Here is a 21431-nt window from a genome sequence, read left to right as displayed (position 1 = left end):
GCGAGAACCCGGCCGCGGTGCATGTGTGTTCGTGCCCCTATCCGGCCGCGATCCGGCTGCCAGGCCGCCATCGCGCCATCGCCTCGCGGCTACTTCGCGCTTACGTCGCCCACGCCTACGTGCTGGGCGACACGTCGCTGCCCGGCGGGTGCGCGCCCGGATCGGGCGGCAGCGCCGTCAGGAGCCGCGGCCCGTGCTGCGCGCCGGCCTTCCAGCCCGCTTGCCAGTCCGCTTCGCCCATCGGCTGCGCGGCCAGCATCACGAGACTATGCGCGGCCACCTCGACCTCGGCTACCGCCAGCCGATGCGGCGCGCTGTCCGGTTCCGCAGTGTCTAACAGCACATGCCATTCCAGGTGCGGCGCGGGCGGTGTAAAGCGCAATGTTTCCTCGTTTGCGTTGAGCATCATCAACAATACTTCGGTTTCGCCATTCAAACCTGGTCCCGCGCGACGCAAGGTGAACGCGCGGCCTTCGGGGTCCTGCCAGGCTTCGATGGTGAGCGGGTCGCCGTGTTCGTCGAACCAGCCGACATCGAACAGGCCCGGCAGCACTTCACGGTCGCCGAACAGAAAACGCGTTTCGCGCAGCAGCGGATGATGTTTGCGCAGCGCGATCACGCGCGCGACGAAGTCGATCATCTGCTGGCCGTCCGTGGAGGTTGCACGCTCCCAGTCGAGCCAGGATATTTCGTTGTCCTGGCAGTACGCATTGTTGTTGCCGTTCTGCGTGCGCAGCATTTCGTCGCCGGCCAGCACCATCGGTGTGCCGAGCGCGATCAGCAGCGTCGTGATCAGCGAACGGGCCACGCGTTTGCGCGTGTCGAGAATCGCGGGATCGTCAGTCGGACCTTCCGCGCCCCAGTTGCGGCTCCAGTTCTCGTTGTGGCCGTCCTTGTTGTCCTCGCGATTCGCTTCGTTGTGCTTCTGCTCGTAAGCCGTGACATCGGCCAACGTAAAGCCGTCGTGTGACGTGATGAAGTTGATCGACGCCCACGGCTTCCTGAAGCGACGGTTGAACAGATCGGCAGAGCCGGTCAGGCGCGCGGCGAGATCGGGCCGCAAGCCGGCGTCGCCGCGCCAGAAACGGCGCACCGTGTCGCGGAAACGGTCGTTCCATTCGGCGAACCCCGGTGGATGGTTGCCCAGCTGATAGCCGCCCGGGCCGATGTCCCACGGCTCGGAGATCAGCTTGCGTTGCGACAGGATCGGGTCCTGACGCAATGCGTCGAAGAAGCCCGAGCCCGGATCGAAGCCGTGCTGCTCGCGGCCGAGCGTCACGCCGAGATCGAAGCGGAAGCCGTCGATATTGAACGCCGTCGACCAGTAGCGCAGCGAATCCATCACCATCTGCAGCACGCGCGGATGCGGCATATTCAGCGTATTGCCGCAGCCGGTGTCGTTGATGTGGTGGCGTTCGTCGCCGGGAATCAGGCGGTAGTAGCTCGCGTTGTCGAGACCGCGCCACGAGACGGTCGGGCCCATCTCGTTGCCTTCGCAGGTGTGGTTGTAGACCACGTCGAGAAAGACCTCGATGCCGGCCGCGTGCAACTGGCGCACGGCAATGCGCATTTCGTCGAGCCGGTGCGTGCTCAGATACGACGGCTCGGGCGCGAAGAACGCGGCGCTGTTGTAGCCCCAGTAGTTGCGCAGGCCGCGTTCCACCAGGAAGCGGTCGTTGAGAAACGCATGGACCGGCAGCAACTCGACCGCGGTCACGCCGAGCTTCAGCAAATGCTCGATGAACTCCGGCGACGCCAGCGCCGCAAACGTGCCGCGTTCGTGCTGGCGCAAATCGGCGCGCAGCATCGACGCCCCGCGCACGTGCGTTTCGAAGATGATGGTCTCGCCCCACGGCACGTTCGGGCGCTTGTCGTGCGACCAGTCGAACGCTTCGTCGATCACCACGCACTTCGGCATGGCCGGCGCCGAATCACGCCGGTCGATGGAAAGGTCGGCGCGATTCGAATGCACGCGATAGCCGAACAGCGCATCCGACCAGCGAAACTGCCCGACCAGTTTGCGCGCGTACGGATCGAGCAACAGCTTGTGCGGATTGAAGCGATGCCCCTGGTGCGGCTGATACGGTCCATGCGCTCGAAAGCCGTAAGCGGTGCCGGGATGCGCATTCGGCAAGTAGCCATGCCAGACCTCGTCGGTGCATTCGGGCAGCGTGAAGCGGCGCAATTCCTTGCGCCCGGTGGGATCGAACAGGCAAAGCTCGATTTTTTGCGCATTCGCCGAGAACACCGCAAAGTTGACGCCGAGGCCGTCCCAGCTGGCGCCGAGCGGATAGGGCGAACCGGGCAGCAGCCGGTCGGGCATTGCATGCGACATGATTCCCCTTCCCAGTTCTCATTTATTGAATGCCAGCTTGGGTCTTCATGCAACGAGCGCACGGCGCCAATACCCCGCTGCGCCGCGCGCTCGCGTTACAGCATGTCGATCATTCCGCACGCAACACGATGGTCGCGAGCGGCGGCAATACCAGTGAAGCGGAATGCGGCCAGCCGTGGCTAGGCGTCGCGTCGGTATGAATCAGACCGCCGTTGCCCATGTTCGAGCCGCCGTACACGCCGGCGTCCGTGTTCAGCACTTCCGCCCAGCGACCGCTCGCCGGCATGCCGATCCGATAGCCGACGCGCGGCACCGGCGTCATGTTGCAGACCACGACCAGCTCACGGCCAGCGCCGTCGGTGCGCCGATACGCGAACACGCTGTTGGCGCTATCGTCGCCGATCAGCCATCCGAAGCCGCCCGGCTCGCTGTCGAGCAGATACAGCGCAGGCTCCTTGCAATACAGATGGTTCAGGTCGCGCACCAGTAACTGCACGCCGTGATGATGCGGATCGTCGAGCAGATGCCAATGCGGCGAAGTGTCGTGATCGAATTCGGCCATCTGCCCGAATTCACCGCCCATGAACAGCAGCTTCTTGCCCGGATGCGTCCACATGAAGCCGAAGTACGCGCGCAGGTTGGCGAACTTCTGCCACCGGTCTCCGGGCATCTTGCCGAGCAGCGAGCCTTTGCCGTGCACCACTTCGTCGTGCGACAGCGGCAGCACGAAGCGCTCCGAGTACGCGTACACCATGCCGAATGTCATGTTGTGGTGATGGTACTGGCGATAAACCGGATCTTCCTCCATGTAGTGCAGCGTGTCGTGCATCCAGCCCATGTTCCATTTGAACTGGAAACCGAGACCGCCGTCTTCGACGCGTGCGGTCACGCCCGGCCACGCGGTCGATTCTTCGGCGATGGTGATGGCACCGGGCACGCCCGGCACGTAGCCGACTTCGTGATTGAGGCGCTTCAGAAACGCAATCGATTCGAGATTCTCGCGGCCGCCGTAAATGTTCGGCACCCATTGATCAGCGGCGCGCGAATAGTCGCGATACAGCATCGACGCGACCGCATCGACGCGCAAGCCATCGACGTGATAGCGCTTGAGCCACGCGAGGCCCGATGCGACCAGGAACGCGCTCACCTCGTGGCGGCCGAGGTTGTAGATCATCGTGTTCCAGTCCTGGTGATAGCCTTCGCGCGGGTCGGCGTGCTCGTACAGCGGCGTGCCGTCGAAGTCGACGAGACCATGCGCGTCGTTCGGAAAGTGCGCGGGCACCCAGTCGAGAATCACGCCGAGCCCGGCTTCGTGTGCCTTGTCGACGAAGCGCGCGAACTGTTCCGGCTTGCCGAAGCGCGCGGACGGCGCGAACTGCCCGAGCGGCTGATAACCCCACGAGCCGCCGAACGGATGTTCCGCGATCGGCATGAACTCGACGTGCGTGAAGCCCATGCTCTTCACGTACGGCAGCAGGCGCTCCGCGAGTTCCTCCCAGTCGAGGCCGCGCTGACCTTCTTCGGCGATGCGCAGCCACGATTCGGCATGCACTTCGTAGATCGAGATCGGCGCACGCGCGGTCTGCCTGGCGGCGCGCGACTGAATCCAGTCGTGATCGGTCCACGGAAACTGCTCGATCTCGTCGACATGCGCGACCACCGACGCGGTGCCCGGCGGCTTTTCCGTTTGCATCGCGCAAGGATCGGCCTTCAGCGGCAGCGGATGGCCGTCGCGCGACAGTAGCTCGTATTTGTACCGCGTGCCCGGCCCCACGCGCGGCACGAACAGCTCCCACACACCGGCCTGATGACGCAGCCGCATCGGATGACGGCGGCCGTCCCACGCGTTGAAGTCGCCGACCACCGACACGCGCCGCGCATTCGGCGCCCACACCGCGAAGAGCACGCCGGGCACGCCGTCCACTTCCATCGGATGCGCGCCGAGACATTCGAGCACCGCGTACGGATCGCCGCGCGCGAGGCGGCCGAGCGGTTCGTCGCCGAGCACCGGGCCGAACGAATAGGTGTCCTCGATTTCCTGCACCACGCCATGCCAATCGATCCGCAAGCGATACGGCGCCGCGGACGTGACGCGGCCGGCGAACAGCCCAGGGCGCAACTGTTCGAGTTCACCGAGCGTGGCGCCGTCGGCGCGCGCAATCACGGTGACGTGCGCGGCGTTCGGCAACAGCGCGCGCACCACCGGACCCGCGTCCGTCCAGTGCAGCCCGAGCTGCGAGAAGGGATCGGGGTGACGCGCTTCCAGGAGCGCGTCGATATCGAGCGGTTGGAGGCCAGCGGCCGGATCGTGCTCACTCATAGTCGCCCTCGGCCGGATTAGGCGGGGTGGCGGCGCCTGGCGCCTGGGTTGATGAATCGGCAGCATGCGCGGGGGGGGTGCCCGTGTCGCCCAGCAAGCGGCTTGTGAGCGCGGCGAGGCCGCGCACCGGCAAGCTGAGCCATGTCGGACGGTTGGCCGCTTCGTAGCGGATTTCGTAGGCGGCCTTTTCGATCAGGAACAGGTCGAGCAGCGCCTGTTCCGCCTCGGGCGCCACCAGCGGCGCCGGCGCGTCCGCGACCGCGGCGCGGTATTGGGCGAGGAAAGCTTCGGTGGCATGCGCGCGGAACCGGTCGAACAACGTACGCTTGCGATCGGCGGTCTGCTGCGGCGCGTTTTCCATCGTGGATTGCGCGGCCGCGCTCGCATACGACAACGAACGCATCAGCCCGGCCACGTCACGCAGCGGGCTCGATTTCAGCCGACGCTCTTCGAGCGAGCGCGCCGGCTCGCCTTCGAAGTCGATCAGATACGCGTCGCCTTGCGCGACCAGCACCTGACCCAGGTGGAAGTCGCCGTGGATGCGGATGCGCAACGCGCCTGCATCGGCGGAGACCAGTTTGTCGACCGCGGCGACGAGCGCGGCGCGGCGGTCGATCAGGCTTTGCGCCAATGCTTTGGTATCCGGATCGCTCATCTGTTCGATGCGCGGCGCGAGCAGGTCGAGCGCGGCGGCGAGCATCGACTGCGTGCCGTCGACCCACGCCTTTACCTGGGCGGCGTCGGCGGGTTCCGGCGCGAACGCCGGGTCGTCGGTCGGCGACGCGAGCGCCACGTGCAGTTCGCCCAGCCGCCTGCCGATGATGCCGGCCAGCTCGCTATAGCCTTCCTTCAGAATCGCTTCGTTGTCGCGGTCCGGCGCCGTCGAGGTTTCCGGATCGACGGCAATCGCGAGCTCGTCCACCGAGCGGCGCAGATAGTCGAGCGACCAGTTCCACGCGTCGCCCTGGTTGTCGATAAAGCCCTGCAGGATCGCCAGCGTATGCGGCACGCCTTCGGGATCGACGCGCACCACTTCGCCATACAGCGGCGCGGTGTTCGCGTAGCCGAGCTGGGTCAGGTAGCGGCTGATTTCCGCTTCCGGATGAATGCCGCTGACGAGGCGGCGCACCAGCTTCAGCACGGCGGCGTCGGCGATGATCAGCGAGCTGTTGCTCTGCTCGGCCGCGAGCCAGCGAATCTCCGGCCGATCGCCTAGGTTGTCCAGTTCGGCGAAACGCTCGGTCGGCAGGAACTTGATTTCGCTTTTCTGCACGGTCGGCACCACCGCGCGTTCGCGCAGCTTGCGCAATACGTTGTGCGCGAAGATCGGCAGCGCGAACGCGTCCGTCAGATGACCGACATTGCGGCCGCGCCGCACGCGCGCCAACGCGAGTTGCATGAAGAGCGGCGTGGTGGTTTCGCCACCCCACGTGATCGCGATCGGCACCACGTAGCGTTCGGTGTGGTTGCCTACGTCCGCTTCGATTTCGGTGAACGCGAAGCCGCCGTTCGGGATCGTGGTCAACGCGGCGAGCCGCACCGCGTGCATCTTCTGATCCTTCGACGCGAACCAGCGGCGCCGGCTCAGCCACGAAGGCAGCACTTCCGATTCGAGCAGACGCACGTTCTCCGGCGTCGGGCCGGCTTGCCCTTCGCGGATCACGATCGTGACGAATTCCGGCAACGGCTCCGAATGCGCCTGCGCCCAGGCGGGACGCTGACTGCCCTCGCACAGCATGAACCACAGGAAGCCGTAGGGCGGGAACGTCAGCAGATAGGTCAGTTGACCGATCGCGGGGAACACGGAGTCGGCGGTCATTTCGATCGGCACCGCGCCGTTGAACTCGGACAGATCGAGTTCGACCGCTTGCGGCGCGCGCGACAGATTCGCCACGCAGAGGATCGGCGGCTGGTCCGGCATTTCCCGCAGATACGCGAGAATCTTGCGGTTCTCCGGCTTCAGGAAGCGAATCGTGCCGCGCCCGAAGGTCTGCTTCGCGCGGCGCGTGGAGAGCATGCGCCGGGTCCAGTTCAGCAGCGAATGCGGATCGCGGCTTTGCGCTTCGACGTTGATCGCGTCGAAGCCGTAGAGCGAACCCATCACCGGCGGCAGCACCAGCTGCTCGGGATCGGCTCGCGAGAAACCGCCGTTGCGGTCCGACGACCACTGCATCGGCGTGCGCACGCCGTCGCGGTCGCCGAGGTGAATGTTGTCGCCCATGCCGAGCTCGTCGCCGTAATAGATCACGGGCGTGCCGGGCATGGACAGCAGCAGCGAATTGATCAATTCGATACGGCGGCGGTCGCGCTCCATCAGCGGTGCGAGGCGGCGGCGAATGCCGAGATTCAGGCGTGCGCGGCGATCGCTCGCGTACGTATTCCACAGATAGTCGCGCTCGGAGTCCGTGACCATCTCCAGCGTCAGTTCGTCGTGATTGCGCAGGAAAATCGCCCACTGGTTCGACTCGGGAAGGTCCGGTGTCTGCTTCATGATGTCGGTGATCGGAAAGCGGTCCTCGCTCGCGATCGACATATAGATGCGCGGCATCAGCGGGAAGTGGAACGCCATGTGGCATTCGTCTTCGTCGCCGAAGTACTCCTTCACGTCTTCCGGCCACTGGTTCGCTTCGGCGAGCAGCATCCGGTTCGGATACTCGGCGTCGATGGTCGCCCGGATCTTCTTCAGCACCGCATGCGTTTCCGGCAAGTTCTCGTTGTTGGTGCCCTCACGTTCGACCAGATACGGCACGGCATCCAGACGCAACCCGTCGATACCCAGGTCGAGCCAGAAGCGCATCACCTGCAGCACTTCTCTTAGCACCGCCGGGTTGTCGAAGTTCAGGTCGGGCTGGTGCGAGTAGAAGCGGTGCCAGTAGTACGCGCCCGCCACCGGATCATGCGTCCAGTTCGACGGCTCCGAGTCGATGAAGATGATCCGCGTTTCCGGGTACTTCTTATCGGTATCGGACCACACGTAGTAGTTGCGATGATTCGAACCTGGCTTCGCGCGGCGCGCCCGCTGAAACCACGGGTGCTGATCCGACGTGTGATTGATGACCAGTTCGCTAATCACGCGGATGCCGCGCGCGTGCGCTTCCTGAATGAAGCGTTTGACGTCCGAAATCTGACCGTAGTCCGGATGCACGCTGCGATAGTCGGCGATGTCGTAGCCGTCGTCACGCCGTGGCGACGGATAGAACGGCAGCAGCCAGATCGCGTTCACGCCGAGTTCGGCGATGTAGTCGAGCTTCGCGATCAGGCCGGGGAAGTCGCCTACGCCGTCGTTGTTCGCATCGAAGAACGATTTGATGTGCACCTGGTAGATGATCGCGTCCTTGTACCAGAGCGGATCGTCGCTCAAGGCCGCCGGCTTGCCGCGCCGCTGCGAGCGTGCTTTGGCCGCGCTGCCCGTGGCTGCGCCCGTGTGCCCCGACGACGTGGTTTGGGCTGGATCGTCACGCTTCATATCGCACCTTCCGTTGGGGTTGGGTTGCCAGCGTCCGCGTGATAGGCGCTGTCGGAATCGCTGTCGGCTTCATCCGGGCGCTCGGCGGGCAGGCCGCCGAGCGGCGCGATACGCCAGATCGAGAAGGGCCGGCCCGACCCGAGTCGCACGTGCTGCCAGCGGCCATGCCATTCGAAGCGCGCGCCGGTCATCTGGTCGGTCACTTCCAGCGCGCCATGATCGTGCAGATGCCAGCGCTGGAACGTGTCCCACGACAGTTCGATATCGGCGCCCTGTTCGTTGAACGGATCGAGGTTGATCGCGACGACGATCACGTTGTCGCGCGCCTCGGTCGCTTTCTCGAAAAGCAGGATGTGATCATTGTGCGCGGTGAGGAAGGTCAGGCCGAGATGCGTCTGCAGCGCCGGGTTCGAGCGTCGAATCCGGTTCAGCGCCGTAATCTCGCCGACGATGTTGCCCGGCCGGTTCCAATCCCACGCGCGCAACTGGTACTTCTCGGAGTTCAGATATTCCTCGCTGTTGGGCAGCGCGGCGGCCTCGCACAGTTCGAAACCGCTGTACACGCCCCACAAACCCGCCAGCGTCGAAGCGAGCGCCGCGCGAATCAGAAAGCCCGTGCGTCCCTGCGATTGCAGATGGCGCGGGTTGATGTCCGGCGTGTTGACGAAAAAGTTCGGCCGGTAGAAATCACGCGCGCCGGTTTGCGTGAGCTCGGTCATGTACTCGATGAAATCGCGCTTCGACTCGCGCCACGTGAAGTACGTGTACGACTGCGAGAAGCCGATCTTGCCGAGCCGGTTCATCATGCGTGGACGCGTGAACGCTTCGGCGAGGAAGATCGTGTCGGGATAGCGCGCGCGCACGTCGGCCATCATCCATTCCCAGAACGGCAGCGGCTTGGTGTGCGGATTGTCGACGCGGAAAATGTGCACGCCTGCTTCGATCCAGAACAGGATCACGTCGCGCAGCGCGAGCCACAGGTCGGGCTTGGCGTCGTGCGCGTAGAAGTCGGGATTGACGATGTCCTGGTACTTCTTCGGCGGATTCTCCGCGTAACGCAAGGTGCCGTCCGGGCGCCACGCGAACCACGTCGGATGCTCCTTGAGCCACGGATGATCCGGCGAGCACTGGATCGCGAAGTCGAGCGCGATTTCGAGGCCGTGCGCATGCGCGGCGGCGAGCATCACCTTGAAGTCGTCGAGCGTGCCCAGTTGCGGATGCACGGCGGTGTGGCCGCCTTCGGCCGCGCCGATCGCGTATGGACTACCCACATCGCCCGGCTGTGCGTTCAGCGTGTTGTTGCGGCCTTTGCGATTCGCGAGGCCGATCGGATGGATCGGCGGGAAATACAGCACGTCGAAACCCATCTCGCGGATGCGCGGCAGTTTCGTCGTCACGTCCGCGAAGGTGCCGTGGCGCGCTTCGTCGTCGCTCATCGAACGCGGGAAGATCTCGTACCAGCTCGCGAAACGCGCGGCGGTGCGGTCCGCGTCGATCTTGTAGATCACCGGATCGCGGCTCAGGAACGGCCGGTGGCGCGCGGCGGTCATCGCCTTTGCGGTGGTCGGCGCGAGGATCAGCGCGAGCCTGGTGGCGGCGTCGGACTTCGTGAAGAGCTTGACGATCTGTTCGAGCGGCTCCTTCACCGCACCTTCAGTCGTCTCCACTTCGGCGAGCACCAGCGCGAACAGATGCGCGGCTTCCTCGAGTTCGAGTTCGACGGTCTGGCCCGCCTTCAGCTTCTTCTCGACGTGCTCGACGAGCGAAGCGAAGTCGTCGCGCCACGCGATCACGCTGAATTCGTGACGGCCGAGCCGTTCGAGTGGAATGCGCGCGTGCCAGATGTCGAGTCCGGCGGGCTGCGCGGGACTCATCAACACTTCGTGCCAGGCGGTTTCGTCGGCGGCGCGCCAGATCACGGCCGCGGCGATCTTGTCGTGACCTTCTGCGAAAATCGCGGCGCTGATTTCGACCCGCTCGCCCACCGTGCGCTTGGCCGCGAAGCGGCCGTTGTCGACCGAGGGCATCACGCTTTCGATCGCCACGCGCGGCGCGTTGATCGCCTCCAGCACGGTCTTGCGGCCACTGCGCTTGCTGTTGGCCTTGTCGATGGGCGGCGCGAGGCGGATCGGCTTCTCCGTCACCGCGCGCAACAGGCGCACCGCGCCAGGGGCGAGCGTGAACGGCGTCAGTCCGGATGGCGCGGCGTGGCCCGGCGCATCCAGCGGCACGAAGCGCGTGAAGTTGCCCGGCGCGCTCGCGAGAAAGCGCGCGGGATCGACGCGCACGGGCGCGCCGAGTTCGGGATTGATGGCGATCAGCACGGCTTCTTCGGCCTCGCGCAGGTCCGGCTGATCGGCGCGCAACAGGACGGCGGCGGGTGCGCCGGGCCCGCTCAGCGGGCGCAATTCACCATTGGCGTGCAGCGTCCTCGAATGGCGCGCGACCTCGTTGGCATGCGTGATCCGCTCCGTGAGATCGAATTTCTTTGCCTGGACAGCGAGCGCGAATTGCGACGCGTCGCCGCGCGTTTGCGACATGGGTTCGGCGATCCCGTATTCGAAGCCCATCGGCATCATCCAGCCGGTGCCGAGCGCAACCGAGGTGAAGAGCGCGCGCCGGTAAGCCCGTTCGACGATGGCGGCGTCGTCGTGGGAGTCGCCGAACTCGGCGGCCAGACGCGTGCCATAGGGCGCTTCAGGAAAGGTGATCGGCGCGCCGATGCGTGCGAGCGCGGCGTGCTCCTCGACCATCCAGCTCGCACGGAAGTCCCACCAGCGCACCGACGAGAACACGCTGTCGAAGCCCGCGCTCTCCAGCCCGGCCAGATCGTCGCGCGCGAGACCGGGGGTTGCGGCGAGCAGGCGCACGTCGGGATGCTTCGCGCGCAGCGCTTCGCTGAGTTGGCGCCAGACGGCGGCCGGCACGCGATGCGGCGAATCGAAGCGGAAGCCGCCCACGCCCGCGTCGGCCAGCGCCAGCAGCTGCTGCGTCCACCAGGCGGTGAGCGCTTCGCGGCTGCCGGCGTCGTTGAAGTTCGCATACGCGACGTTGTCCTCGCGATGCACATGGCGCGGATCGAGCCGCGCCTCTGCGGACTCGAACGGATGGAACCAGTCCGCATGCCCGGCGTAGAGCTCGCCGTCGGCGGCCATCCGGTCGATCACCAGATCGACCAGCAAAGTGAGACCGTTCTGCCGGGCGGCGTCCGCGAGCGTGCGGAGCGCGTCGAGCGCGGGCTGGCGCGCGTCGAACACCGGATGCAGCCGGGCGTGGCTGCCGACCACCTGTCCGTGGCCTGCCTGCCCCGGCTCGAAGAGGCCGCCGATCAGCGCGTGATCGAAGCCCAGCGCGGCCGCATGAGCGAACTGCGCGGGCCATGCATCGAGCGGCCCCACCAGGAGTGAATGAAAAAAGTAAATCCGCGGCGCATACCCGTTTGGAGGTTCCATCGGTGGTTTCCAGATTCGTCCTGCTGCGGTGTGGATGCAGTTGGCATGCGATCGCAGCGCTCATTGGGCTTCCAGAGCCGGCTACCGCGCGTTGCATCAGCGAAGGCGCGTACTGGTCAATGTAGTGCAAAGATCGTCACGCCGCTGGCCAGTCGAGGGTGTTTTGACGCCAGACTTCGCCTGCGTGGGCCGGGCGAAGCTATTCGGGAGCAGGAGCAAGCGTTGTGCCAGTCGGTGGCTGGAGCGGCTCGAGGGGAGGGCGGGCGAGTGCCGCGAAGGCAAGCGCGCCGGGTATGGACGACGAGACCTCGGCACGATGGCGCCGCTCCCGTGTGTAAAACGGGGGGCGGACGTCGTGCGGGTTTTACAACGGGCGCGGGCGAGGCGGCGTGATGACCGCAAAAGGCGAACTGGTGCGCGGCCCTGGCGGGGCCGGTAGCGCTATGACCCCAGCAGGCCCGCCGCGATGTTCACGCACAAGCCCAGGATGGCGACGTTGAAGTAAAACGACAGAATGGACTGCGCGAGCGCGGCGCGGCGAATCGAACGCGAGCGCAATACCACATCCGAGGTTTGCGAAGCCACAGCGATGGTGAACGAGAAATACAGGAAGTCCCAGTAGTTCGGCTGGAGCTTGTGATCGGGAAACAGCAGGGCGGTCTCTGCGGCGTCGGCATCGTAGTGGAGTCGCGCGTAGTGCAGCGTGAAGATGGTCGGAATCAGAGCCCAGGCGCCGATCAGCGTGAAACCTGTCAGCAGGTAATGCCCTGCACTCGACGCCCCAGCGGTTCCTTTCGCCGATGCCAGTTCCAGCACGATCGCCGCAATGCTCGCAATGGTCGCGACACAGATCACGAAGAGCACGACGCCCGCGTTTTCATCGTCACGTATCGCGTATTCGCGGACCCGATGTTCGTCGGCGAGGGCCATGTGCACCCAGATCATCAACAGGTAGCTCCAGATGGCGGCGTCCCAGCCGATTAGCGCGCGCGCCATCGCGCTGACATGCCAGGGCACCAGCAGCGTGACCACGCAGCCGATAACGAGGCCGAGCATCGTGCGCGGCCGATTGCGAAGAACCTGCGGGTAGTATTTCGTGAGCATGGAACCGGGAGTGAGCGTGGAGTGAGCGCCATCGGTGTCGCGGATTCTACTCGTGCTTCGGTGAGCATTTGTCGAACCGGCGAATCACAAGCTATAGTCTTGCGCAGCGGCCTTGCGCGCCGCTTTCAGTTGAAAGGCGATTGGCAGGCAACGGGCCGTCGTCCTGCGCTTTGCGCTGTGAAGGCCGTCGCAAGGCAGTGATCGGCAAGCTGTAATGCGTCTCGCACCCGTCAGCAGGCGCACACCGCGCATTGCGCACGTAAGACCGTTCGAGCGGCGTCAAACCTGGTTTGGGGAAGAGCAATCGAAGCAGCGCGCGAACAGCGTCACGACGAAGCAGCGCTGCCAGTTGAGAATGACTCACCATCTGGAGTCCCGATGACAGATGTTCCCGAGGACCACGGTGCGCTCCACGCAGTGACGCATCCGGCCGGATTATCGTCATCCGTTTCGCCTTCAAGGCAGTTTTCACGTTCCGCCACGTTTTCAGCTCCGCGCAGAGCATGGGTGCTCGGCGCATGCGCCGCCGCCGCGGCGCTCGCGTTTGCCGGCGCTGGCCGTCCGCTCTCGTGGATCGCCCCGGCCTTCGCCGACGCGCCGCCTGCAGGCGGTGGCCTCGACGCCTTCCTTGCGCTCTCGCAGCGGCTTACCGGCCGCAACGGCTTCGACACCGTACTCGGCAAACGTGTGTACGACGCCCTCGCCAAATCCGACAGCCAGTTCACGCAGAACGTCGCCGTGCTCAACACGTGGCTGCAAGGTCATGGCGGCGTACCGTCCGATACCGTCACGCAGGCTTTGCAGGCCGAGCAGCCGGCCCTCGCGAAAGCCGTGAGCGCGATCATGCGCGCGTGGTATCTCGGCCTCGTCGGTGACATGCCGCATGTGGACGTGGTCGCGTATGAAAAAGCGTTGATGTTCGAACCCGTCAAGGACGTGCTGACCGTTCCGTCCTATTGCCGCGACGTCCCGTTCTACTGGACGCGTAAGCCATTGAGCGCCTGAAGGAAGTTCCTCTCGCGCGTGCCGCCTTGTCGGAGGGAGCCGTTCGATGACGCGCTGCCACGCGATATGGCAAGCAACGATAAGCCAGCATAACCATCGTGTAGAGGGCAGCCATGGCAAACACAAATTCGGCCGATGTCGTGGTGGTCGGCTCGGGCGTCGCGGGCGGACTGGTCGCGCATCAGTTGGCGCTGGCCGGCGCGTCGGTGATCCTGCTCGAAGCCGGGCCGCGTATTCCGCGCTGGCAGATCGTCGAGAACTTTCGCAACTCGCCGGTCAAGGCGGACTTCGCGACACCGTATCCGTCGACGCCTTATGCGCCGCATCCCGAGTACGCACCCGCCAACAACTATCTGATCCAGAAGGGCGACTATCCGTACAACGCGCAATATGTGCGGCTCGTGGGCGGCACGACCTGGCACTGGGCCGCCGCCGCGTGGCGGCTGCTGCCGACGGACTTCCAGTTGCACAAGCTGTATGGCGTCGGGCGCGACTGGCCGTATCCGTATGAGACGCTGGAGCCGTGGTATTCGGCGGCTGAAGCGCAACTCGGCGTGTCCGGCCCGGACAACTCCATCGATCTCGGTTCGCCGCGCTCGAAGCCTTATCCGATGAGCCAACTGCCGCTGTCGTACATGGATCAGCGTTTCAGCGATGTGCTCAACGCACAGGGCTTCAAGGTCGTGCCGGAGCCCGTGGCGCGCAACAGCCGTCCCTACGATGCGCGGCCCACCTGCTGCGGCAACAACAATTGCATGCCGATCTGTCCGATCGCCGCGATGTACAACGGCGTCGTGCATGCGGAGAAGGCCGAGCAGGCTGGCGCGAAGCTGATCCCCGAAGCGGTGGTGTATCGCGTCGAAGCGGACAACAAAGGGCTCATCACGGCGCTCCACTACAAGGACCCGAACGGCAATAGCACGCGCGTGAGCGGCAAGCTGTTCGTGCTCGCCGCCAACGGCATCGAAACGCCGAAGCTGATGCTGATGTCGACCTCCGAAAAATTCCCGCAGGGCGTCGGCAATAGCTCCGATCAGGTGGGACGCAATCTGATGGATCATCCCGGCACGGGCGTCACGTTCCTCGCCAACGAGCCGCTGTGGCCGGGCCGCGGGCCGATGGAGATGACGTCGATCGTCAACTTCCGCGACGGCGCGTTCCGCTCCGACTACGCGGCCAAGAAGCTGCATCTGTCGAACGGCGTGCCGACCATGGGCGTGACCGCCGATCTGCTGAAAAAAGGCCTCACGGGCGCCGAGCTCGACCGGCAGATTCGCGATCGCGCGGCGCGCACACTGAACATCAACAGCTTCCACGAGCATCTCGCGGAGCCACACAATCGCGTGGTGCCGTCGGCGGATCACAAGGACGCGCTCGGCATTCCACAACCTGAGATCTATTACTCGATCAACGACTACGTGAAAAAGAGCGCTGCCGATACGCACGAACAGTATGCGCGGATCGCGGCGCTGTTCGGCGGCACGGAGATCTCGTTCGACGACACCTTCGCACCCAACAATCACATCATGGGCACCACGATCATGGGCGGCGATCCGGCGGATTCGGTGGTGGATGCGGACTGCCGCACGCACGATCATTCGAATCTGTTCATCGCCAGCAGCGCCGTGATGCCCACGGCGGCCTCGGTGAATTGCACGCTGACGATCGCGGCCTTGTCGCTGAAACTGGCCGACAAGCTCAAGCGCGAAATCTGAGCCCCGATCGGAGAGCCACCATGAAGAAGAACACCTCTCGCGTGCCGCCGGAAATCGCGCTCGTGCAGACCACGCGCCGTCGCCGCATCGGCGTTGCGGCGCTGGCGGCGGCGTTCTCGCTGGCCGCGCTGTATGTCGCGTGGCATGAGGCGAACGGACCGGACGCTCGACCGGCTGGCGAACTACCGATCACGCAAGCCCGCGCCGACGCCGCGTCACAACCGGCCGACATTGCGTCGCAGCCGGCCGGCGCCGCGGCCATGCCCGCCGGCGCAAACCGCAGCGCTCTGGTCAAGCGCGGCGAGTACCTCGCGCGAGTCGGTGATTGCGCCGCCTGTCACACCGCGGACAAGTCGCGCCCGTTCGCGGGCGGGGTGTTGATCGACACGCCGTTCGGCACCATCGTGACGCCGAACATCACGCCCGACCCCGACACCGGCATCGGCCAATGGAGCGACGCCGATTTTCTGCGTGCGATGCACGAGGGCATCGGCAAAGGCGGCGAGCGGCTCTACCCGGCCTTTCCGTACGCGGAGTACACGCGCGTCACCGAGCAGGACGTGCTCGCCATTCGCGCGTATCTGAACACGCTCACGCCGATCCACTACACGCCGCCCTCCAATAGCCTGAAATTTCCGTTCAACCAGCGCTGGCTGATGGCGCTGTGGAACCTGTTCAATTTCACCGAGGCCCGCTTCGTTCCCGATCCGAAGCAAAGCGCCGAGTGGAATCGCGGCGCGTATCTGGTGACGGGACTCGCGCATTGCGAGGAGTGCCATACGCCGCGCAATTTCATGCAGGGGTTGAAGTCGAGCGCGCGTTTCTCCGGCGCGGTGCAGGCCGGCTGGCGTGCGTTCAACATCACGCCGGACAAGATCAGCGGCGTGGGCGACTGGAGCAATGACGAGCTTGCCACGTATCTGGCGACCGGGGCGGCGGCGGGCCGCGCGAATGCGGCCGGCCCGATGGGCGAAGTGGTCGCCGACAGCACGCAGTACGTAACGCCGTTCGATCTGCGTTCGATCGTCACGTATCTGCGCACGGTGCCGCCGGTCAGCGGCGGCGAGTCGCGCCCGCGCCATCAGTGGGGCAATCCCGCCGACGACGTCACCGCGTTGCGCGGCACCGCGATCCACGGGGTGAACGGCGCGCAACTCTTCGTGGCCAATTGCGCGACCTGCCATAGCTGGACGGGCCAGGGCGTGGGCGCGAGCGCACCGGGCGCGTATCCGTCGCTGATTCACAATTCGACGGTCGGCGCGAGCGACGCCAGCAATCTCGCGCTGGTGATTCTGCACGGCGTCAGCCGCACGACCGCGCATGCGGACGTGCTGATGCCTGCATTCGGCGGCCAGCTCACCGACGAACAGGTGGCCGCCGTCACCAACTATGTGACGCGGCAGTTCGGTAATCCACAGTCGACGGTGACGGCCGAGCAGGTCGGCAAGCTGCGCACCCCGTAGCCAGCGCCACTGCGGATGCCGCCGCCCATGCCACTGCGCACGCAGCAATAGTCCTCGCGAAGGCAGTGTGTTTCCGGTAAAGGCATCCCCGAAACACACCTGTTTCGCGTAGTTTCGCGTCGTTTTTGCGTTGCAAGCAGCCAGGATACGATAGGCACCGCGCATACGCACCCGCAGTCGCAGCATTATCATGAGTAAATGGCTTCCGTACTCGTCAACCCCGTTCAGCATCATGCCGCCAATGCGACCGGCCGCGATTTCGTGGTCGGCGATCTGCACGGCTGCGTTGATGCATTGCGCTATCTGCTGCGCCTGATCGCGTTCGATCCGGAGCGCGACCGGCTCTTTTCGGTCGGCGATCTGGTCGATCGCGGCGAGCATTCCGAGCAGGCGCTCGCGCTGCTCGACAAGCCGTGGTTCTTCCCCGTGCTCGGCAATCACGAAGACACGCTGTGCGCGGTCGCCGACGGACTTTTGCGGCGCGAGTGGTGGTTTGGGATTGGCGGCGCGTGGGCCGTGAATGTGCCCGACGAACGCTTGCGGCACTACGCAGAACGTCTGCGGACCTTGCCGCTCGCGCGCGTGGTCGGCAGTGGGAAAGAGCGCTTCAATATTCTGCATGCCGAATTTTTCGGCACCGACGCCGATCTGGACGCCGGCAATTTCTCGCTGGAAACCCGTGAGCGGATGCTCTGGGGACGCGACCTGGCGGTCGGCAACTACGATCCGGCGCAGCAACGCGGGCTTTCGCTGACCTATTGCGGCCATACGCCGATGCGCGACATCAAGCAGATCGGTTCGCAGGTCTTCATCGACACCGGCGCGTTCGGCCCCGGCGGCAAGCTGACGATCGTGCAGCCCGAAGCGTTGCTGCGCTGGTCGATTTCGGTCGACGAGGCGCGTGCCGAAGGAGCGGCGGCGCTGGCTTTACCCTGAGCGCGTCCGGCACCGCGCTCGTTCATCCCGTTCATCAGCCGACCTGGCTGAGTTCGAACACAATGTCCACGCTTGTGCCATTCCAGTTGTATTCCAGATACGCCGCATGGTGGCAGTCGCGCAGCAAGGCGGTGCGGAACGCGGCCAGGCACTCGCCTCCGGCATCGCGCACGGAAGGATACGCGATGCCCGGCGCACCCGCCTCGCGCACCGTGCGGCCGAGCGATTGACCCGCCAGATAATCGTCCGGCGACAACACGGCGAGATCGAGCGAAGGGTCGTCGCGCAGATCGACCACATTGCCTTGCGCGGCCACCGTGTAGAGCCGCATTTGCTGGCGCATCGGCGGCTCGGCGGTCGCTTCCAGAAATTTCCCGGTGTGATAGCGCGTCTCGGCAATCGCGGTGGCGCGCGAGCGGGCGCAATAGAACACGCCGTACGTGCCATCTGAAAAGCGGCTGCCGAGCGGATTCAGATGCGTCAGCGCGGCCATGATCGGTCCATAGCCGGGGCCGAAGCGGCGCTCTTCGCGCGGCACCAGATCGAGTTCGCCGATTTCGGTGCGCAGCCGGTCATTGGTCATGGCTTCGAGCGCGTACAGCGCGTCGAAGTCTTCGGGCGAGGCGACCCGGTCGAACAGATTGACGGCGGGAAAGCGCGTAGGAATCACACGATACGCGGGCGACCAGTCGAGCGGCGCGGTGGGCCAGCGGTCCTGCCAATGCGGTTGTGTCACGCCCAGCCGCCTCGCATCGCGTCGAGATACTGGCGCACGGCCACGAGATCGCTGATGTTGCCGGCCAGCATGCGGTCCAGCGCGCGGCGGCCGCCGAACGGCGGCGCGCTGTTGGGGCGCTTGATCCAGGTGTCGGCGGCGTTGGGCTGCGGCAACAGAATCTGCAACGCTTTGTAAATGCCGAGCAGCAGCGACAGGCGTTCGAGCGTGTCACGCCCGAGGCGGGCCGTTTCAGGCGTCTTTTTCCAGTTGAAGAAGGTGGAGCGGCCCGGCGAGCCGAGCAGCACGATCTGCTCGTCGGCGTTCAGGTCCCAGTCCTGCGCGATGTTGAAGAACGCGCGCAATCCCGCCGCAGACATCTCCGAAAACGTGGGTTCCGAAATGGGCCGGCGAATCGGCGCTTCGGACGGGTTGAGGCGGGCAGCGTGAGTCATGACGGATAAGTCCCTATGTGTACTTGAATGTTATATTAGTCTAAATGTGGATTATTGCAAGGGAATATAATCCCCGGCTCGTTATGCAGGTGAAGAACAGGAGAAGCAGGAGATGGGGATTCGATGGGTGGCAGTGGCGCTTGCCGCGTGGTGTGTGTCGGCAGCGGCGATGGCGGCGGGTTATGCGGAAGTCTGGAATCCGCCCGAGGCGAGCGGGCATGTGGCGAAGCATGCAACCAAGAAGCCGGGCGCTGGCGTCAAGGCCGGGTCGGAGCACGGGGCAAACGCTGGGTACGGGGCGCCGCGAGTGGCGTCGGCCGCGGCAGCGGGACATGGCAGCAAATTGGCGGCTCACGGCGGCGTGAGGAAGGTCGCGGCGAAGAGTGGAGCGGCGCACGGCGCCAAGGCGCCCGCTACGGCCAACAAGCCCAAGGCGAAAGCCGCCGTGATGGCGCTGACCAAAAAGCCGCATGCGCAACTTGTCCGGACCCAGTCCGGGCAAGGCAAGGTCGGGCCCGCTGATCTCACCCAGCCGCGCGCCACTCATCCACACGTGACCAAGGTCGCGGCGAAACCAGCTGCGGTGGGCAGCGCGAATGCGCCGGCCATGTCCGCAAACGTTAGCGCCGGTTCGGCCGACGCGGCCACGAATCCGGCCACTGTCAGCGGCGGGTCGCTGCCGCCGCTCATCCACTGACCTTGGCCCGTGCAGCGTGTGGGTCTCAGGGCTTGCTGCGCGGCGGGCTCTAAAGGCCGCGTGGCTGGCTACCCTTCCGACAGCTTCAGGCGCTTGCCAACCCATTCGCCATCAAACGCAAGGTCTCCATCGAGCGCGGATCCCTCACCCGCGAATGCAGCGTTACACGCGACTCCGGCAGCGCCGGCAAGCCCAGCCGCGCGCCGACATCGAGCAAGCCGCGCGGCGCAACTCTGCGCGCCAGCGGCGACACGGCCAGCCCCGCCGCGGCCGCCGCGCCGACCGCCGCCACGCCACCGCCGACGAACACCTCCTGCCACGCAATCCCCGCTTCAGTCAGCGTGCGCAGCGCGATGTCGCGCACGTTGCACGGCGGACTCAGCAGCGCCAGCGCCAGTGGCTCGCCGACCCTCGGCAGCCACGCCGGGGTCGCAAGCCAGCCGAGCGGTTCGCTGAACAGCACTTGCGCGTCGTCACGCGGCGGTTCCTCGGCGCCATAGCGGATGATCACCGCGTCGAACCGGCGCTCGTCGAATTGCGCGAGCAGCGCCGCCGACGTCCCCATGTGCAACTCGACCATCAGACCAGGATCGTGCGCGTTGAGCCGGCCGAGCAACTGCGGCAAATCGGGCCCCGCGACATGCTCGCTGAGCCCCAGCACGAGCCGCCGCCGCTCCACCGACAGCGAACCCAGCGCGCGCTCGTGCGCGTTCAGCAACTCGCGTGCGGCGCCGAGAAACGCATTTCCGTCGACGGAAAGACGCACGACGCGCGGCGTGCGCTCCAGCAACTGCGTGCCCAGATGCGCTTCCAGCCGCTTGAGTTTCAGGCTCACGGCTGATTGCGTGGTATCGAGCGCGTCCGCGGCGCGCGTGAAACTGTGCAGGTCGGCGACCAGCACGAAGGCCCGCACCGCATCGAGATCGAGGACTTTCATTTCATTTGAATATAGATGAAATATCGGGAGATATCTGTTTATTATGGATGAGCGTGCCTATGCTGTGGTTATCTAATCACCGCAACGAAGGAGTTTCATCATGCCGATCACCCGAATCGCATTGCGCGCCGGCAAGCCGGCCGAATACCGGAAGGCATTGACCGATGGCATCCAGCGCTCGCTGGTGGCCACGTTCAACGTGCCGAAGGACGACCAGTTCGTGCTGGTCACCGAATACGAGGCCGGCAATCTGATCTACAACGGGCAGTATCTGAATATCGAGCGCAGCGACGATTTCGTCGTGATTCAGCTCACGGTCAGCAATACGCGCACGATCGACCAGAAGAAAGCGCTGTATCGGCGGATCGTCGACGAGTTGGCGGAGTCGCCAGGGCTGCGACGAGAAGATGTGTTCATCAATCTCGTCGAGGTTGAGAAGGAGAACTGGTCGTTCGGCAACGGGATTGCGCAATATGCCACGTGAACGAATGGTTGAGGCTGAGCGGCATTGGCGCACGTGACTCTAAACACGAGTGGGCAGTCGAGGGGACACTGGCCGACTGTCCTCGGACGAGGGCAGTCGTGCGTGGCGAAGCGCATGCTACAGGTGCTCCGTTCTGCTCTTAACTAATCCATGTTCACGTTGCATGCCTGTATCACCGGACCGGGGGATCTCGATCGCCAGCGACATGCCGCGTACCGCGTCGTGCTCGTCGGCGAAAGCTACCGCGTTGAGCTACAGAAAAGCGTATCGTGCACGATAATAAAAGCATCCACTGAGACACTTGGAGACTCCTGCGGCGGTCGTTGTGGGCGGGCCGGAGGGGACAA

14 protein-coding genes are annotated in these 21431 nt (G+C 65.1%); 6 read left to right on the top strand and 8 right to left on the bottom strand.

Annotation, left to right across the window (positions count from 1 at the left end):
* Positions 1-115: 115 nt before the first annotated feature.
* The 5 genes from glgX to PQR02_RS18970 all read right to left on the bottom strand — a co-directional run bounded on the left by glgX (position 116) and on the right by PQR02_RS18970 (position 12677).
* The gene (gene glgX / locus PQR02_RS18990) at positions 116-2335 is read right to left on the bottom strand and encodes a glycogen debranching protein GlgX (RefSeq protein WP_408234075.1); all 2220 of its coding nucleotides are present in this window, start codon (positions 2333-2335) and stop codon (positions 116-118) included.
* Positions 2336-2444: 109 nt separating this feature from the next.
* Positions 2445-4655 (bottom strand): 1,4-alpha-glucan branching protein GlgB, encoded by a 2211-nt coding sequence (gene glgB, locus PQR02_RS18985; RefSeq protein ID WP_408234072.1) that lies wholly within the window; start codon positions 4653-4655, stop codon positions 2445-2447.
* Positions 4648-8121 carry a maltose alpha-D-glucosyltransferase gene (treS, locus tag PQR02_RS18980; protein ID WP_408234069.1) on the bottom strand — a complete coding sequence of 1158 codons (3474 nt, stop codon included), beginning with the start codon at positions 8119-8121 and terminating at the stop codon, positions 4648-4650. Before treS ends, glgB begins: the two co-directional genes overlap by 8 nt.
* Positions 8118-11573 carry a maltotransferase domain-containing protein gene (locus tag PQR02_RS18975; protein WP_408234066.1) on the bottom strand — a complete coding sequence of 1152 codons (3456 nt, stop codon included), beginning with the start codon at positions 11571-11573 and terminating at the stop codon, positions 8118-8120. Before PQR02_RS18975 ends, treS begins: the two co-directional genes overlap by 4 nt.
* A 441-nt stretch (positions 11574-12014) precedes the next feature.
* A complete protein-coding gene (locus tag PQR02_RS18970; protein ID WP_408234063.1) occupies positions 12015-12677 on the bottom strand; it encodes a DUF1345 domain-containing protein in 663 nt (220 codons plus the stop codon).
* 378 nt (positions 12678-13055) lie between these two features.
* On the opposite strand from PQR02_RS18970, the gene PQR02_RS18965 reads away from it, so the two are divergent.
* From PQR02_RS18965 to PQR02_RS18950, 4 genes are all read left to right on the top strand, one after another.
* On the top strand, positions 13056-13682 hold the full coding sequence (locus PQR02_RS18965; RefSeq protein WP_408234060.1) for a sugar dehydrogenase complex small subunit: 627 nt from the start codon (positions 13056-13058) through the stop codon (positions 13680-13682).
* 113 nt (positions 13683-13795) lie between these two features.
* Positions 13796-15397: a GMC family oxidoreductase gene (locus PQR02_RS18960; protein ID WP_408234057.1), complete on the top strand. Its 1602-nt coding sequence runs from the start codon at positions 13796-13798 to the stop codon at positions 15395-15397.
* A 20-nt stretch (positions 15398-15417) separates the two neighbouring features.
* On the top strand, positions 15418-16860 hold the full coding sequence (locus PQR02_RS18955; RefSeq protein ID WP_408234054.1) for a c-type cytochrome: 1443 nt from the start codon (positions 15418-15420) through the stop codon (positions 16858-16860).
* Positions 16861-17058: 198 nt separating this feature from the next.
* Positions 17059-17796: a metallophosphoesterase gene (locus tag PQR02_RS18950; protein ID WP_408234051.1), complete on the top strand. Its 738-nt coding sequence runs from the start codon at positions 17059-17061 to the stop codon at positions 17794-17796.
* 34 nt (positions 17797-17830) lie between these two features.
* On the opposite strand, the gene PQR02_RS18945 is transcribed toward PQR02_RS18950, so the two are convergent.
* Entirely contained in the window at positions 17831-18532 is a 702-nt protein-coding gene (locus tag PQR02_RS18945; RefSeq protein ID WP_408234048.1) for an RES family NAD+ phosphorylase, read from the bottom strand.
* Positions 18529-18966, bottom strand: a complete 438-nt coding sequence (locus PQR02_RS18940) for an MbcA/ParS/Xre antitoxin family protein (protein WP_408234046.1) — start codon at positions 18964-18966, stop codon at positions 18529-18531. Before PQR02_RS18940 ends, PQR02_RS18945 begins: the two co-directional genes overlap by 4 nt.
* 112 nt (positions 18967-19078) lie before the next feature.
* Between PQR02_RS18940 and PQR02_RS18935 the strand changes: the two genes are divergently transcribed.
* Positions 19079-19663: a hypothetical protein gene (locus PQR02_RS18935; RefSeq protein ID WP_408234043.1), complete on the top strand. Its 585-nt coding sequence runs from the start codon at positions 19079-19081 to the stop codon at positions 19661-19663.
* An 85-nt stretch (positions 19664-19748) separates the two neighbouring features.
* Here PQR02_RS18935 and PQR02_RS18930 read toward each other — a convergent pair whose 3' ends face one another.
* A complete protein-coding gene (locus tag PQR02_RS18930; protein WP_408234040.1) occupies positions 19749-20600 on the bottom strand; it encodes a LysR family transcriptional regulator in 852 nt (283 codons plus the stop codon).
* A 100-nt stretch (positions 20601-20700) separates the two neighbouring features.
* Here PQR02_RS18930 and PQR02_RS18925 point away from each other — a divergent pair, with 100 nt between their 5' ends.
* The gene (locus tag PQR02_RS18925; RefSeq protein ID WP_408234037.1) at positions 20701-21084 is read left to right on the top strand and encodes a tautomerase family protein; all 384 of its coding nucleotides are present in this window, start codon (positions 20701-20703) and stop codon (positions 21082-21084) included.
* The last annotated feature ends 347 nt before the right edge of the window (positions 21085-21431 follow it).

Source organism: Paraburkholderia sediminicola, assembly GCF_046026895.1.
In the GTDB taxonomy this organism is placed as follows: domain Bacteria; phylum Pseudomonadota; class Gammaproteobacteria; order Burkholderiales; family Burkholderiaceae; genus Paraburkholderia; species Paraburkholderia sediminicola_C.
The sequence above is the reverse complement of the archived record's forward strand: the minus strand, read 5'-3'. Positions and strand labels throughout refer to the sequence as shown.

Excerpts from the sequence above, each read along its gene's own strand:
- PQR02_RS18960 (WP_408234057.1), top strand. The coding sequence starts at position 13,796 with ATGGCAAACACAAATTCGGCCGATGTCGTGGTGGTCGGCTCGGGCGTC.
- PQR02_RS18955 (WP_408234054.1), top strand. The coding sequence starts at position 15,418 with ATGAAGAAGAACACCTCTCGCGTGCCGCCGGAAATCGCGCTCGTGCAG.
- PQR02_RS18950 (WP_408234051.1), top strand. The coding sequence starts at position 17,059 with ATGGCTTCCGTACTCGTCAACCCCGTTCAGCATCATGCCGCCAATGCG.
- PQR02_RS18930 (WP_408234040.1), bottom strand. The coding sequence starts at position 20,600 with ATGAAAGTCCTCGATCTCGATGCGGTGCGGGCCTTCGTGCTGGTCGCC.
- PQR02_RS18925 (WP_408234037.1), top strand. The coding sequence starts at position 20,701 with ATGCCGATCACCCGAATCGCATTGCGCGCCGGCAAGCCGGCCGAATAC.
- PQR02_RS18975 (WP_408234066.1), bottom strand. The coding sequence starts at position 11,573 with ATGGAACCTCCAAACGGGTATGCGCCGCGGATTTACTTTTTTCATTCA.
- PQR02_RS18970 (WP_408234063.1), bottom strand. The coding sequence starts at position 12,677 with ATGCTCACGAAATACTACCCGCAGGTTCTTCGCAATCGGCCGCGCACG.
- PQR02_RS18935 (WP_408234043.1), top strand. The coding sequence starts at position 19,079 with ATGGGGATTCGATGGGTGGCAGTGGCGCTTGCCGCGTGGTGTGTGTCG.
- glgX (WP_408234075.1), bottom strand. The coding sequence starts at position 2,335 with ATGTCGCATGCAATGCCCGACCGGCTGCTGCCCGGTTCGCCCTATCCG.
- PQR02_RS18940 (WP_408234046.1), bottom strand. The coding sequence starts at position 18,966 with ATGACTCACGCTGCCCGCCTCAACCCGTCCGAAGCGCCGATTCGCCGG.
- PQR02_RS18965 (WP_408234060.1), top strand. The coding sequence starts at position 13,056 with ATGACAGATGTTCCCGAGGACCACGGTGCGCTCCACGCAGTGACGCAT.
- glgB (WP_408234072.1), bottom strand. The coding sequence starts at position 4,655 with ATGAGTGAGCACGATCCGGCCGCTGGCCTCCAACCGCTCGATATCGAC.
- treS (WP_408234069.1), bottom strand. The coding sequence starts at position 8,121 with ATGAAGCGTGACGATCCAGCCCAAACCACGTCGTCGGGGCACACGGGC.